The organism is Micromonospora radicis, from assembly GCF_003583405.1.
Lineage (GTDB): Bacteria > Actinomycetota > Actinomycetes > Mycobacteriales > Micromonosporaceae > Micromonospora > Micromonospora radicis.
In genome coordinates this window covers 1-14006 of the sequence record NZ_QXEC01000030.1, presented here as the reverse complement: position 1 = coordinate 14006, position 14006 = coordinate 1, and the positions used below count along the sequence as shown (strand labels likewise).

Here is a 14006-nt window from a genome sequence, read left to right as displayed (position 1 = left end):
GTCAGTTCGTCACCGTTGCAGGGTCAGCAGACCCGGACGGTACGGCAGCAGACCGTAGTCGCCACCGGAGTTCGGCGACCGGCCCTGGTAGAGCAGCTGCAGGTTGCACGGGTCGACGGTCATGGTCTGATCGGCGTTGGTGCGGATCAGTTCGCCATGGCTGATGTCGTTGGTCCAGGTGGCGTTGCTGTTGGCCTTGCCGGCGAAGGGGTTGCTCTCGGTGGCGGCCTGCGGCGTCCACGTACCGCCCAGGCTGGTGGCGGTGAACGACCGGAAGTAGCGGCCCTGCGAGCCGATCGCCTCGACGAGCATCAGGTACCGCTGCTGGCCCTGGAGCTTGTAGACCTGAACGCCTTCGAACAGGTTGTTCGTCGTGTCGGTCATGATGGTCGTGTAGTTCGAGCCGAAGCTGCCCGGGAAGTTGCCGATCGGCATGCTGGCCCGGTAGATCCGGCCGTTGTCACCGGCGAAGAACAGGTACATGTTCTGGTCGTCACCGATGAGCGCCTGGTCGATCGGGCCGGTGCCGGAGTTGGAGATGCTGCCGGTGAAGAGCGTCTGGTGCGCCGACCAGCTGTTCACGTTGGCGGGGTCGGTCGAGGTCCGGTAGGAGAAGGCGGGCCCACCCCACTGGTACGCGAGCACCCAGATGTTGCGCGGCGCGAAGTAGAACAGCGACGGCGCGACGGCGGAGAACGGCATCTGGTTCTGGCTGGCCGAACCCATCTGGTTCCAGTTGGAGAACAGACCGAAGTTCATCGAGCCCCACGACGTACCCGTGTCGTGCGTGGTCGCGTAGACCAGGTGCTGACCGTTGTACGGCGCGTGCGTGAAGTCCTTCAGCGACACCCACCCGGCCCTCGGCTGCGCCAACGCACCCGACGACGACCACCGGTACGTCGACGGCAGGTTGCAGTTGCCGGACGGCGGCGGCGTGGTGGGGTTGGTCCCGCCGTCCACCCGCACCAGCTGCCACTGCTGGTGGCTGCCGTTGAAGTCGTCGTACTGCACGATGTTGCCCCCGTCGGCGGTCGAGGCGGCCTGCACCTCGAGCACCTTGTTGCTGTTCCGGTTGATCAGCCGAACGTGTCCGCCGTCGGAGTCGGCCAGCCGGAACTGCTGGTTGGAACCGTTGTGGTCGGTCCACTGCACGATGCTGGCGCTGTTGGCGGTGGACCAGTTGTAGACGTCCAGCACCTTGCCGGAGTGCCGCGACTTGAGCCGGTAGTAGCCACCGCCCGAGTCCACGAACTGCCACTGCTGCTGGTTGCCGTTGTTCCGGGCCCACTGGGTGATCCGGGCACCGTCGTTCGTGGCCAGGTTGTACACGTCCAGGGCCTTGCCGCTGTTGCGGTTGACCAGCACGTACCACGCGTTCGTGTCGACCGTCGCGGCGACGGCGGGGGTGGACACCGCGGCCACCGCCACGACACCGCCGAGTACCGCTGACACGCCGGCGGCGGCGGCCCGCAGCAACAGCCCACGCCGCCGGGGCGTGAGCGATCCAGACCTACCCAAGGCAGACATGATCCTCCTTCGTTTACCGAGACCAACGCCCTGCCCGAGGGCAGGCGCTTCGGACGCATGTCGAGGTGACAGGCGCCAAAGTTGTTAGCGCTAACATCCGGTGCACCCGCCCTGGCGCACGTCCGACCCAAGATCCGACGAACAGGCTTGCCCGGTAAGCCACAGGCGTCGCCGCCCTTGCCCATCGACTGTGAGCGATAACACGCCGTTCGTCAAGTCGTAATATTCCAGCGATGGCAGCCGGCCGACCACGGCGCCGACGGCCTAGCCGGCCTCCAGGCGACCGCCCCGCCGCCCCGCACCCGCCACTCGACGAGCCCCCGCCAGCCACTGGCGGGCGGCACCCCACCCGCCCGTCGGGGCCACCACCAGGATCGGCCCGGTTCGATCAGATGATCACGCTAACATCGATGACGACTCATTGCCTGGGTTGCGGCCGGAGCCCCGACGCCGCACCCTGCACTACCGCTTCCTGTCTGCTTCCTGTCGAGCTGATGGCACCTTGGTATGGTCAGCGCCCCTTCTACAGGAGGCGGGCGTGGCCAACTCTGTTGCCGCGGCAGATCGTCCTAGCCGCACGGCGATGGTCGCAACTGCCGCAGTCACGCTCGGCCTGCTCGCATTCGCGGCCGACTCCGTCGCAGGCATTGTTGGGCAGCTCCTGATCGCTCTAACCAGCAGCGGCTTCGCTTGGGGGCTGGCTGCTGTCCTCGTCGGCCGTTCAGCCGCCACGGCGAGACGAGCGGCAGTTGACGCCACCATGCTGTTGATGCTGGCCACGCTGCTCTACTACCTGCTCGTATTGATGGTCAGTCGCCGGTGGAGCGGAGGCCACCTCGAGGACGGCACGTCGGCCGACCTACTGGGGCTGCGTTCGGTTGCCATCATGACGGCTGCGTGGCTGGCTGCGGCCGTCGTCGCGGGCCCGATGCTCGGGATGCTCGGTTACGTCGTGCGGGTCGGTAAACCCTCAACTTCGGCGTTGGCGGCGGGAGGGCTCTGCGGGCTGCTCTCCGGCGACGGTTGGCAGGCCCTGGTGCTGGCACCACCCTGGCGGCTGCTGGCCGTGACCGACCCGGACCAAGCGCAATTCCTTCGAGGCGTTCTGGCCGGCCAGGTCGTCAAGATCGTGCTTCCGATTGTCGTCCTGGTCTGGCTCGCCACGGCGCACCGTCTTTGGCGCGCATGGCCGATGCTGCTAACCGCGGCCGTCTCATGCGGTGCCCTGAGTGCGGCGCTGTGGTACGTGCTCTACGCCGCAGCAGGCAGCATCTGAATGCGGCTGCGCGGGTGATCGGGTGCATCCAGCATCCTGATTCCCACTAGCGTCAGTCAGCCCGCAGTTACCCAACATCATCGTTTCGCTAAGCTCGTCACAGGTCGTCGACCACGAAGTTCCCGCCAAAATCCGGCAAAGTTGCGACGAACTCCGGGTCAGTGGTGGCGAGGTGGTGTTCGGTGTCGGAGGCGATCGCCTCGAAGCTCGTCCGGTTGGTACCGCAGATGAGCAGGCCGGTGCCGACTCGGGCGGCGAGCAGGAGTCGTCGTTCGCCGGCGGTGAGGCCGAACGCGTCGCCGACGGCGTCGATGGCTTGTGGGGCCTGTTTGAGGAGCACCTGGGTGGCGGCGTTGGCGACGACGGCGTGGCCGAGGTCGGTGCCGAGGACGTCGTTGACGTCCTGGTGATGACGGTCAGTCCGGCGTGGCGTTTGCGGGCGGCCTTGGACATCCGGAACAGGAAGCGGGCGCCTTCGCCGTCGCGCATCAGCAGCCATGCCTCGTCGACGACCACGAGTCGGCGGGTGGTGGTCATGGTGGGGGCGTCGACCTGACGCCAGATCGCGTCGAGTGCCAGGAGGGTACCGACGGTGCGTAGTTCGTCGGGCAGTTGCCGCAGTGACCACACGACCAGGTGTCCGTCGAGGCGGGTGGTGGAGGGGCTGTCGAACAGGTGGGAGAAGGAGCCGTGTACCCACGGTGCGAGGCGGGCCCAGGCGGTCACGAGACCTCCGATGAAGCGGGTCTTGGACGCGTGTCGGTTGGCCCGTGCTGTGGATCAGGGCCGGGACGTTACGGTGAGCTTTGCGATGTCTGGGGCATAGACGGTCATCCAGTGCGGATGCAGCCGGTAGTAGCCCAGGGTCGGGTAGCCGGAGGGAGTTTCACCCTCCGGCTCCCACAGATCCCGGCGTGACAGTGTCGTTGTCGAGCCTGGGCATCGACGATACGACGCGGGCGCGCATCCAGGAGGACGGCACGCTCCCGCCACTGACGAACCTCATTCAGAAGGAGATCGTCAAGCAGCTGCTCTACCGGAAGGCGCCCGCGGACATGCCGGGGTCGAGGTACTTCCGCATCGACCCGTTCAGGCCTTGGCCGGCGGCGGCACCGGCGACGTCATTCAGCACCGCGACGAACTCCTCCGAAGCATCGACGGTCACGTCGTCCTCCTCGCGATCGTGGAGGTAGCTGTCCAGGTTGTCGAGGACGTGGCGGTAGACGGTCACGTTGGTTGCCCTTACCACGTCGAGAGCCAGCGGGGTGCCGGCACCGAGCGCCGCGAACAGGTTCGCCCTCGTGACCGGGTACAGGCAGGCCGCCACCACCGCCTCACGCTGCGCGTCCCCCAGCACTGTGAGGTCGCTGATCTGGGTGCCGAAACGAGAAACCAGAGCGACCACATCAGCCGCCGTCGAGGCGTCCGCGATGCCGGCAAACGCTCGCATCTCGGCGTAATGCTCCGCGAGGAACTCTGCCACCCGGTCCGAGGATTCGTAGTCGATTTCTAGATCCGCATTCTGGACAGCGGCATCGATGAGCGCGACGGCCGCCGCGAGGTCGATCGGAGCTTTCTCGACCAGATGGACGAACACGCCCTTCCATCGAGGAGCCAGTTGGCCTGCGAAGACATCTCGGAACGCGCCGTCCGGCGATATGCCGGGTCAGACGCCTCCCTGTGTGCTGCTTACGTGAGATCGGCGTCTCTCAGCGTTTCAGCTTCAGAAGGCCTTCTTCCAATTCACCATGACGCTGGCGATGACGTAGAGCGTCAGGGCGAGGAATTGCTCCACCGACGATGTACGCGGTGATGTTGCCGTTGGCGTTGACGAGCATCAGGGTGGCACCGACAGCGATCAGTGTGGAGATGACGAGGGTCGCCACTTTCCGCCCCCGCATGGTGTTGCGGCCGTCTTTTTCCACGTCATTACCTGCCGTTTCGGTGTCGCGTGCGGATCGGACTGCCATCCCCAGCCAGGCGGTCGCGCCGATCGGCGTCACCACCGTGTAGGTGCGATACCCAAGGCTGCACAGGAGTATTCCCCCGCCCGCGCACACCGCGCTAACTAGGAGCATCTCCGGCCACGGTGTTCGCGAGAGTTGCGGATTGTCTTCCAGAGGGCCCGATCTCCAAGCTGTTGAGAGATTTCGGCGCCCGGAATGATATTACTTTGGTCGCCTTTGGTTGGGAGCCGGTGACTAGCGCCGACGGACCGGACTTTCGCCCGGTGTACTAGGTCGGCGGCAGTGGCGAGTCAAGCCACTCACCCTCGTATGCTCGGCCCACGAGTAGGGTCGTGACGACGTATCACCAGCGCGTCGCCCAGGAGAAGCGCGCACTGATCGTGACGGCCGCGACCGCACTGTTTCTAGAGTTGGGCTACGACGGGACGTCGCTGGCGCGGATCGCAGAGCGCTCGGGCGTTTCGCGGGCCACCTTGTTCAAGCAGTTTCCGAGCAAGGCTGCCCTGTTCGACGCCATCGTGACCGAGTCCTGGTCGACCGCTGACGAGGCGGATCCTCCGCCAGCAGGCAACGTCGTGGACGGGCTCAGCATCATCGGTCGCGGTTACGCCGAGCTGCTGGGCCGTACCCAGATGACCGGCCTGTTCAGGATCGTCATCGCCGAGATGCCGCGTTTCCCTGAGCTGGCCCATGCGCAGTTCTCGCACGGGAAGATGCCCTACTGCGAGTCCGTACGCAGCCACCTCCTGGCTGAGCACGAGGCGGGAACGGTGCGGGTCGAGAACGTGGACCTCGCAGCGACCCAGTTCCTGGGCATGATCTCCAACTACGTCTTCTGGCCGACACTCCTGGTGCCGGGCTGGGAGGTGAGCGCCGAACGTGTCGCTCAGGTAGTCGACGAGGCCGTCCGCACCATCGCCGCCCGGTACGCCGCAACTGAACCGGGGTCGTCGTCGTCCAACGGCTGAGCCCCACCGACGAGTCTCAGCGGCGGACCCCAAGGTCCACGGTCACACCGTCTCTGTGAAGAGCCCTGAAACTCGAAGTGGCGGCTCCGAGTGTGGTCACGTGGGGTAGCCGAGGTTGCGGGTCCAGGGTGCTGCGGGCCGGACGCGTCGAGCGGTGTGTCCTCGTTCGTGCTGCGCTCGCCGCCAAAGCAGCAACCTCACCAATGAGTTCATGGGCCAAGTGGTCGTCGATGGCCTCGCCTTCCTCGGACCGCAACTCGATCCACCGCTCGGCGGCCCTGCCCAGCGTCTCGCCGCCGGCGTCGGCCAACGCCTTCGTGTTTGCCTTCGTGGAACGCGACCGCCCGCGGTATGTCGGAAACGGCGATCGACGCTCTGACGTGATACGTCTTCAACGACATGAACCACTGTCGTACACGCGAGCCGGTGGTTTCGGGGCTCCGCCTCCGGCGTACGTATCAAGTTCTTGACACACATTAACACTCTGATACTGTGTCGAGAATTGACGGTCCGTAGAGGAGGCAACATGCGAGCTCGCATCTCGCTCATGTCGGCGGTGGTGGCTACCACCGTCGGGCTGTCCGCCTGCGTGAACGGCACGGCCGGCGGTGACGCGGCCGCACCGGCAGTGCCGTCGGATCGGCCCACTCCCACCACCGGTGGCGTCGAGTCGGCCGGTGTCGCCGAATCCGTTGTCGCGTCGGCCGGCGCGTTCCTGGCCAGCCTCTCCGCCGAACTACGGGACAAGGCGTCGTACGACGCCGCCGATCCGGCCCTGCGGCAGTGGATCTACTTCCCGTCCACCCGCGACCGCAACGGGGTGGCGTTCGGCGACCTGACGGACGAGCAGCGCGCCGCCGCCCTCGGCGTCGCCGAGGCGGTCCTCTCCGACAGCGGCTACCAGCAGTTGCGTGGCGTGCTCGCCGCCGAGGACGCGCTCGGCGTGCGCAACCACGACACGGCGGTCAGCTCCGACAGGTACTTCATCGCCTTCTTCGGCGAGCCCGGTGTCACCGAACGGTTCACCGTCCAGGTCAACGGGCACCACCTCGCGGTCAACACCACCTACGAGAACGGCCGGGTCAGCCCGACGCCGGCCTTCACCGGCGTCGACCCGGTCGACTTCGAGGTGGACGGTCAGCGGGTCCGGCCGATGCTGGCCAAGACGCAGGCGGTTTCCGATCTGTTGGACGGTCTCGGCGAAGGCGAACTCGCCGCGGCCCGGATCGGCCCGATCGACGACGTCCGGGTCGGCACCGGCGCCAGCGAGCAGTATCCGGAGTCGGCGGGCACGCTCGTCACCGACCTCGGCGCCGAGCAGCAGGAACGGGTCGTCGCCGTGGTGCGCGCCTGGGTGGGCGACGCCGACGAGCGCGTCGCGGAACCGCTGATGGAGCAGTACCAGGCCGAGTTCGACCGCACCCGGGTGGCCTGGAGCGGCTCCACCGACCCGGACACCCCGGGCTCGTACCTGCGAATCGACGGTCCTCGGCTGTGGATCGAGTTCTCCAACGTGGGGCGCTTCGGCAACGGCGACAACCACTACCACAGCGTCTATCGAGACCGGCAGATCGACTATCTGGGCTGATCGGCGCCCCGACCGGACGGTCCGCCGGCGCCCGAGGCCGGGGTCAGGACGATCCGTCCGGCGGGGGAACCCAGCCAGGCAGGCTGGTGATGACCCGGTCCAGCAGTACGCGCAACTGCCGGTACTCCTGGTCGCCCAACGAGTCGCGGATGTGGGTGTCCAGGTGCAGCATGATCCGGTCGGCCCTGGCCGTCTCCCGGCGTCCGCTCTCGGTGAGGTGCAACTCCTGGATGTTGGCGTGGCGAGGGTGTGCGCGACGCTCGATCAGGCCGCGTTCGATGAGCTTGCCGACCAGCGGCGCGATCGCCTGCGGCGTCACCCCCGTCAGCCGGGCGAGTTCCGCGCCCGTCAGGCCGGGCTTCACTCCCAGGTTGGCCAGCACCGCGTAGAGCGAGCCGGAGACTCCGACCTTGCGCAGTGCGGGTTCCTTGGCCGCGAGCAGGGCCAGGTCGGCCCGGCGCAGCGTCGAAGCGACCCGGCCGAGAATCTCCGCGTCGTCAAAGGTCACCGCCGGTTCATCCGTCACGGTTCCGGAGCATACCGCCTCTGATGTGCATTCACTACTTGCGTCACATCAAGCTCTTGATACCCTGTCTAGGTATGTCCATGCCTCGGCAGCCGGGCGAAGAAGGGATCACGGATATGCGCACGACGCAGGGAACGGACGCAAGACACCAGGGAGCCCATCGCACACCGATCGCCGTGATCCTCGCCCTCGGCCTGCTCGGGTTCACGGCCGCGTGCGGCACCGACGGTGAGCCGGCCGAGACGACCGAGTCCGGTGACACGCGCATCGTCATCGACTTCAGTCCGACCGCGAACAACGCGCAGCTCTCGCTCGGCATCGAGCGCGGCATCTTCGATCGGCACGGCTTCGAGATCCATCAGGTGCCGGGCTCCGGCGCCAGCGCCAACAGCGTCGCGCTGCTCCTCAACGGACAGGTCCAGTTGGCCGTCAGCGAGATCACCGCGGTACCGGCCGCGGTGGCCGCCGGCTTCCCGGTGGAGATCGTCACCTCGCTGGTCACCGATTACGAGTCGCCGGAGGGCGATGCGTTCTCACTTGTCGTGCCGGAGGGCAGCGGCATCCGATCGTTCGCCGACCTCACCGGGCGTACGGTGGCCGTCAACGGGCTGGAGAGCTTCTTCGACCTGACCGTCCTCGAAGCCGTGCGCCGGGCGGGCGGCGACCCGACGCAGGTCAGGATCGTCGCCATCCCGTTCGAAGACCAGGTCGCCGCGCTGCGACAGGGCCGCGTCGACGCGGTCAGCACGCTGGAGCCGTTCGCGGGTCAACTGCTGACGGGCGGGTTCCGCTCCATCGGCAATCCCGCCACCAGCGCCCTCGGCCCGCGCAGCGTGCCGAGCATCCTGATGGGCTCGCAGCGGTTCGTCGACCGGAATCCGGAGGTGATGAGACGCTTCGTGCGGGCGTGGGGCGAGGTGACCGCGTACGCCAACGACAACCCGGCCCAGGTCCGGCAGACCATCGTACGGACCACCGGCGCTCCGCCGGAGGCGGTGGCCGAGCTGCCGCTGCCCTGGTACGTCAGCGGGATCGACAGGCGTTCGGCGGCACTCGTCGCCCGGCTGATGGTCGACTTCGGCCGGATCGACGCGGCACCCCCGCTCGACACGTTCACCTGGTCGGAAGCGCCGGACGCGCACGACCTCGGTACGCCCCCGCGCGGGCTCCAGGTTGCGGAGTAGGCCGTGCGACTCACGATGCCGCTACCCGTGCTCACCACGGCCGCGCTGCTCGGGACCGGGGAGGCGCTGGCCCGCTCGGGCGCCCTCCCGGCCGAGATCCCCCCGGTCTCCGAGATCGCCGGCTGGCTGTGGACCAACCTCGCAACGGTCGACCTCTGGATGGCCGTGTCGCAGACGCTCACGCACTGGGCCGTCGCACTGGTGCTCGGCGTCACTGTCGGCACGCTCGTCGGCGCCGCCATGGCGAGCGTGCCCGTGGTCAACGAGCTGCTGCTCGGCACGGTCGAGTTCTTCCGACCGATCCCGGTCGTGGTCTACCTGCCCATCATGCTGCTGTTGCTCGGCGCCAGGCCGGCGGTGGTGATTCTCCTGGCGGCGGTGGCGGCGCTGTGGCCGATGCTGCTGCAGACGCTGTACGGCGTGCGGGACATCGACCCGGTCACCCGGGACACCGCGCGGGTGTTCGGCCTCACCACACCGCAGCGGCTGGCCTGGGTGACGGCCCCGAGCATCCTGCCGTACGTCTTCACGGGCCTGCGGATCGCGTCGACGATCACGCTGCTCGTGGCGATCGCGATGGAACTCATCGGCGCGGTCGCCGGCCTCGGTAACACCCTGGCCACCTACGCGAGCAACGGCCTGTACGCGGCGACGTACGGCGTCATCGTCATCGCCGGTCTGCTCGGGGTGGCGCTCAACGCCGTCTTCGAACGGCTGGAACGGCGGGCGCTGAGGTGGCACCCGTCCCACCGCACCCAGAACGCGTGAGGAGGTCGAGCGGGATGAGGATCTACCTTCGACTGCTCCTGCCCGTGCTGCTCGTCGTCGGCTGGTGGACCACCTCGGCGGGAAGCACGTCGCCGTTCTACCCGCCGCTGCGCGACGTGCTGGCCGCCTTCGGAGAGTCCTGGCTGTTCGCGCGACTCGGCTCGGACCTGGTACCGAGTGTCACCCGGCTGCTCGTCGGCCTGCTGATCGCGACGCTTGTCGGCATCGTCATCGGCGTCGCGCTCGGCCGCAGCAGGCTGCTCGCGCGGGCGCTGAACCCGGTGGTGCAGTTCTGCCGATCCATACCCGGTACCGCGCTCGTCCCGGTAAGCGTCGTCCTCTTCGGCATCGGCGACGGCTCGAAGATCCTGGTCATCGCGTTCGTGTGTCTGTTCCCGGTGCTGTTGAGCACCCTCGACGCGGTGCGCGGGATCGACCCGGAACTGGAGGACGTGGCTCGGTCGTACCGGCTCACCCGGGCACAACGGCTGGCTTTCGTCCTGTTGCCGGCGGCGGCGCCGCAGATCTTCGCCGGGATCCGTACCGCGCTCGGGATCGCGTTCATCATGATGGTCGTCACCGAGCTGTACGTCGCGAGCAACGGCGTCGGTTTCGTCACGCTCAGCGCGCGCAACTCTTTCGACGTACCCCAGATGTGGGCTGGCACCGTGCTGCTCGGCCTGCTCGGGGTGACGCTGAGCGCCCTCTTCCTGGTTCTTCAACGACGTGTCCTGCGCTGGCACATCCGCATGACGGAAAGGAACTGACATGCTCACGGTGTCGAATCTGCAGAAGACGTACGGATCCGGCGATCAGGCCGTCGAGGCGATCCGCGACCTGACCCTGACCGTCGACAAGGGTGAGTTCGTCTGCATCGTCGGGCCGTCCGGGGCCGGCAAGTCCACGATGCTGAAGTGCCTCTGCGGGTTGCTTCAGCCGTCATCGGGCACGGTCACCCTCAACGGCGTTCCCCTCAACGGTCCGCCGAAGGAGATCGCCTCGGTGTTCCAGGACTACAGCCGCTCGCTCATGCCCTGGTTCACCGTACGGCGCAATGTCGGCCTGCCGCTGCGCAACCGGCACCGGTCCGCGGCCGACCGGGCCGCACGGGTGGCCACGGCGCTGGAGGCGGTGGGTCTGACCTCGTTCGGCGGGCGCTATCCATGGCAGCTCTCCGGTGGCATGCAGCAGCGGGTGGCGATCGCCCGGGGCCTCGCGTACGCGCCGGAGATCCTTCTGCTGGACGAGCCGTTCGCCTCGGTGGACGCCCAGACCCGCGCGGACCTCGAAGATCTGATCCTGCGGGTACGTGACGACACCGGCGTCACCATGCTGCTCGTCACGCACGACATCGACGAGGCGGTCTACCTGGCGGACCGGGTGGTGGTCATGTCCGCCCGTCCGAGCGTCGTGCTCGACACGGTCGAGGTCGACCTGCCCCGACCGCGCGACCAGGTGACCACGAAGCAGTTGCCCCGCTTCGCCGAGCTGCGCGCACAGGTGTTGACGCTCATCCGGCGCCCCGCCCACCACGACTCGACGCCTGACCACCACTCGAAGATCGGGGAACGACGATGAGCACAGAGACCGTGAACACCAGCGCCACCCGCGACGGCGACCCGAGCGTGGACGGCGAAGAACTGGTCACGCGCGACCAGACCACGGGCCGGGAACTGGCGCGCCACCGGGTGGCCGGTCCGGAGCAGGTGCGGGCAGCGGTCGAGGTCGCGCGGACGGCCGCCGGGCCGTGGTGGGACCTCGGATTCGACGGCCGCGCGGAACGCCTGCGGGCCTGGCGCCGGGACATCGCCCAGGGCGGGGAGGAACTGGCGACGCTTATCCGCGCCGAGAACGGAAAGTCACTTGAGGACGGCCGGGCGGAGGTGCTTTCCGTCCTCGGGCACCTGACCTTCGTCCTCGACAACGTCGAACGGGTGCTCGCCCGCCACCAGGTCGCCACCCCACCCGCGATGACGAACCAGCGGGCATCTGTCGAATACCTTCCCTACGGCGTGGTCGGCGTGATCGGGCCGTGGAACTTTCCGCTCGGCACCCCGGGAGCGATAGTCATCCACGCCCTGGCCGCCGGCAACGTCGTCATCCTCAAACCCAGCCCGATCACCCCCGGAGTGGGCGAATGGCTGGCGCGGTCATGGCGGCGGGCCGTACCCGACCTGCCGGACACCTTGCAGACCCTGGTCGGCTTCGCCGCCACCGGCCAGGCCCTCACCGCGGACGTCGACAAGATCGCCTTCACCGGAAGCGTCCGCTCGGGCCGGGCCGTGGCCGCGGACTGCGCCCGACGCCTGACACCCATGCTGCTGGAACTCGGCGGCAACGACGCCGCCGTGGTGGCCGAGGACGCCGACCTGGACGACGCCGCCGCCCACATCACCTGGGGCGCACTGCAGAACGCCGGATTCGGCTGCATCAGCCTCGAAGTCGCCTATGTCGTCGACGCCGTGCACGATGCCCTGGTCGACCGGATCGCCGCGCTCGCCCGGCGGGTACACGCGGGCAGCGGCGACGACGACCTGATCGGCCCGGTCCCGCTGCCGGCTCAGATTCCGGTCATCCGCCACCACATCGAGGATGCCCTGGCGCGCGGCGCCACCGCGGTCGTCGGTGGACCGGCCAGCGGCGCCGCCGACGACCAGTACGTCCAACCCACGATCCTCGTGGACGTGCCGGCGGACGCCCTGGCCGCCGTCGAGGAGACCTTCGGGCCGGTGCTGTCGATCATCCGGGTGGCCGACACCGAGGAGGCGATCGCCCGGATCAACGCCAGCCCGTACGGCCTGGGCAGCGCCGTGTTCAGCCGGGACCACGGCGAGGCCATCGCCCGCCGCCTGCGCGTCGGTATGACGAGCGTCAACGACGCGCTCGCCTTCTCGCAGATCAGCGGGCTGCCGTTCGGTGGGCGCGGGGACAGCGGATTCGGCCGCAAACACGGGGACGAAGGGCTTCTCGAATTCGTCTATCCGCACGCCATCACCGTCCGGACCGGTCCCGCGCCGACACCCACCACCACCTTCGCCCGTCCGCCCGGGGCGATGGCCCACGCTCTCGCCGTAGCCCGTGCGCGTCTGCTCGGCGAGGACGACCACAAGGAAAGGACCTGACCACCATGACCGAGCTACGACAGGCACCGGCCGAGGAGCGGATCGCCTACCTGCTGGACCAGATCGCCGCCGGGTTCAGCCACCCCGCCCGGTCGCCACTGCTGCACTCGCCGGGCGAACTCGGACTCGACTTCGAGGAGGTCACCTTCCCGTCCCACGACGGGGTGCCGCTGGAAGGCTGGTTCATTCCCGCCCCCGGCTCGGACAAGCTGATCATCGCGAACCATCCCATGGGCTTCACCCGGGCCGGGCTACCCACCCACCTTGAGCCCTGGCACTCGGCCTGGGCGGCGAGCGGAAACGGCTTCGAGGTCAACTTCATCCCCGACTACCGGATCCTGCACGACGCGGGCTACCACGTCCTGGCGTACGACCTGCGCAACCACGGCCTCAGCGGTGCCGGCAACGGTGGCATCAGCTCAAGCGGCATCTTCGAGGCCCGCGACGTCGTCGGCGCGCTCACCTACGCCCGCAGCCGTCCGGACACCAGCGGCACGGCGATCGGCTTGTTCAGTCGCTGCCTGGGCGGTAGCTCCACGTTCGCCGCCATGACCCAGTTTCCCGGTTCCTTCGAGGGCGTCCGGTGCCTCGTCGCGGCCCAACCGGTGACCGCGCGGACCATCATGGGGCGCCGGCTGGAGATGCTCGGCGTCGCCGGACGGCTCGACGACCTCGAACATCGGATCATCCGCGGCACCGGCATCGGCTTCGCCCGCCGAAGCCCGCAGGAATGGGCCAGGAACGTCCGCGTACCTACCTTTCTCTATCAGGTGCGCGACGATGTCCTGACGCACCCGGACGACGTGCAGGCGATGTTCGACAACATCCCGACCGCCGAGAAGAAGCTGCACTGGATCGAGGAGACCACCGCCCGTTGGGACGGTTACCTGGAGTTCCAGCGCCGACCCGAGCCGATGCTCGACTGGTTCGCCACCCACCTGGCAACCGACTGAGTCGAGGAGCGGCCCGGGTGCGGTTGTCGATGTCGGAAGGCGCGGGCGTCGGCCGGGCAGGAGCGGTGGCCCGGGGCGACGGACCGGGGGAGGGAGCGGGTGTGGTGCGGCGGAGAGCGCTTGTGGT

At 68.1% G+C, this 14006-nt stretch carries 13 protein-coding genes and 1 pseudogene; 10 read left to right on the top strand and 4 right to left on the bottom strand.

Annotation, left to right across the window (positions count from 1 at the left end; all coding sequences use genetic code 11):
• Positions 1 to 9 precede the first annotated feature (9 nt).
• Positions 10 to 1527 carry a non-reducing end alpha-L-arabinofuranosidase family hydrolase gene (locus D2L64_RS23420; protein ID WP_119579367.1) on the bottom strand — a complete coding sequence of 506 codons (1518 nt, stop codon included), beginning with the start codon at positions 1525 to 1527 and terminating at the stop codon, positions 10 to 12.
• 538 nt (positions 1528 to 2065) lie between these two features.
• On the opposite strand from D2L64_RS23420, the gene D2L64_RS23415 reads away from it, so the two are divergent.
• Complete coding sequence (locus tag D2L64_RS23415) at positions 2066 to 2803, top strand: hypothetical protein (protein WP_147376294.1); 738 nt, start codon at positions 2066 to 2068, stop codon at positions 2801 to 2803.
• A gap of 97 nt (positions 2804 to 2900) precedes the next feature.
• On the opposite strand, the pseudogene D2L64_RS28060 reads toward D2L64_RS23415, so the two are convergent.
• A pseudogene (locus tag D2L64_RS28060) lies at positions 2901 to 3517 on the bottom strand (TraG/VirB4 family ATPase); the annotation flags it as partial.
• A 200-nt stretch (positions 3518 to 3717) separates the two neighbouring features.
• Between D2L64_RS28060 and D2L64_RS28560 the strand changes: the two are divergent.
• Positions 3718 to 3996 carry a YobI family P-loop NTPase gene (locus tag D2L64_RS28560; RefSeq protein ID WP_407663181.1) on the top strand — a complete coding sequence of 93 codons (279 nt, stop codon included), beginning with the start codon at positions 3718 to 3720 and terminating at the stop codon, positions 3994 to 3996.
• A 516-nt stretch (positions 3997 to 4512) separates the two neighbouring features.
• On the opposite strand, the gene D2L64_RS27145 is transcribed toward D2L64_RS28560, so the two are convergent.
• Positions 4513 to 4806 (bottom strand): hypothetical protein, encoded by a 294-nt coding sequence (locus tag D2L64_RS27145; RefSeq protein ID WP_147376293.1) that lies wholly within the window; start codon positions 4804 to 4806, stop codon positions 4513 to 4515.
• Positions 4807 to 5102: 296 nt separating this feature from the next.
• On the opposite strand from D2L64_RS27145, the gene D2L64_RS23390 reads away from it, so the two are divergent.
• Together D2L64_RS23390 and D2L64_RS23380 are read left to right on the top strand one after the other, a co-directional pair.
• A complete protein-coding gene (locus D2L64_RS23390; protein WP_119579364.1) occupies positions 5103 to 5738 on the top strand; it encodes a TetR/AcrR family transcriptional regulator in 636 nt (211 codons plus the stop codon).
• A gap of 526 nt (positions 5739 to 6264) precedes the next feature.
• Positions 6265 to 7326: a DUF3500 domain-containing protein gene (locus D2L64_RS23380; RefSeq protein WP_119579363.1), complete on the top strand. Its 1062-nt coding sequence runs from the start codon at positions 6265 to 6267 to the stop codon at positions 7324 to 7326.
• Positions 7327 to 7369: 43 nt separating this feature from the next.
• Here the strand turns inward: D2L64_RS23380 and D2L64_RS23375 are convergent, their stop codons facing one another.
• Positions 7370 to 7852, bottom strand: coding sequence for a MarR family winged helix-turn-helix transcriptional regulator (locus tag D2L64_RS23375; RefSeq protein ID WP_199714730.1), 483 nt, complete (start codon positions 7850 to 7852; stop codon positions 7370 to 7372).
• A gap of 176 nt (positions 7853 to 8028) precedes the next feature.
• On the opposite strand from D2L64_RS23375, the gene D2L64_RS23370 reads away from it, so the two are divergent.
• From D2L64_RS23370 to D2L64_RS23345, 6 genes are read left to right on the top strand one after another with little or no spacing between them, the layout of a single operon-like run.
• Positions 8029 to 9036: an ABC transporter substrate-binding protein gene (locus D2L64_RS23370; protein ID WP_158603534.1), complete on the top strand. Its 1008-nt coding sequence runs from the start codon at positions 8029 to 8031 to the stop codon at positions 9034 to 9036.
• Between the two features lie 3 nt (positions 9037 to 9039).
• Positions 9040 to 9804: an ABC transporter permease gene (locus tag D2L64_RS23365; protein ID WP_147376292.1), complete on the top strand. Its 765-nt coding sequence runs from the start codon at positions 9040 to 9042 to the stop codon at positions 9802 to 9804.
• Between the two features lie 14 nt (positions 9805 to 9818).
• Positions 9819 to 10571: an ABC transporter permease gene (locus D2L64_RS23360; protein WP_119579360.1), complete on the top strand. Its 753-nt coding sequence runs from the start codon at positions 9819 to 9821 to the stop codon at positions 10569 to 10571.
• A gap of 1 nt (position 10572) precedes the next feature.
• Positions 10573 to 11382: an ABC transporter ATP-binding protein gene (locus D2L64_RS23355; protein WP_119579359.1), complete on the top strand. Its 810-nt coding sequence runs from the start codon at positions 10573 to 10575 to the stop codon at positions 11380 to 11382.
• On the top strand, positions 11379 to 12926 hold the full coding sequence (locus D2L64_RS23350) for an aldehyde dehydrogenase family protein (RefSeq protein ID WP_119579358.1): 1548 nt from the start codon (positions 11379 to 11381) through the stop codon (positions 12924 to 12926). The genes D2L64_RS23355 and D2L64_RS23350 overlap by 4 nt, the downstream gene beginning before the upstream one ends.
• A gap of 5 nt (positions 12927 to 12931) precedes the next feature.
• Positions 12932 to 13879 (top strand): alpha/beta hydrolase family protein, encoded by a 948-nt coding sequence (locus D2L64_RS23345; RefSeq protein ID WP_233559107.1) that lies wholly within the window; start codon positions 12932 to 12934, stop codon positions 13877 to 13879.
• Positions 13880 to 14006: the final 127 nt, after the last annotated feature.

Coding starts and splice junctions, on each gene's coding strand:
- D2L64_RS23420 (WP_119579367.1), bottom strand. CDS start 1,527: ATGTCTGCCTTGGGTAGGTCTGGATCGCTCACGCCCCGGCGGCGTGGG.
- D2L64_RS23380 (WP_119579363.1), top strand. CDS start 6,265: ATGCGAGCTCGCATCTCGCTCATGTCGGCGGTGGTGGCTACCACCGTC.
- D2L64_RS23360 (WP_119579360.1), top strand. CDS start 9,819: ATGAGGATCTACCTTCGACTGCTCCTGCCCGTGCTGCTCGTCGTCGGC.
- D2L64_RS23355 (WP_119579359.1), top strand. CDS start 10,573: ATGCTCACGGTGTCGAATCTGCAGAAGACGTACGGATCCGGCGATCAG.
- D2L64_RS23350 (WP_119579358.1), top strand. CDS start 11,379: ATGAGCACAGAGACCGTGAACACCAGCGCCACCCGCGACGGCGACCCG.
- D2L64_RS23345 (WP_233559107.1), top strand. CDS start 12,932: ATGACCGAGCTACGACAGGCACCGGCCGAGGAGCGGATCGCCTACCTG.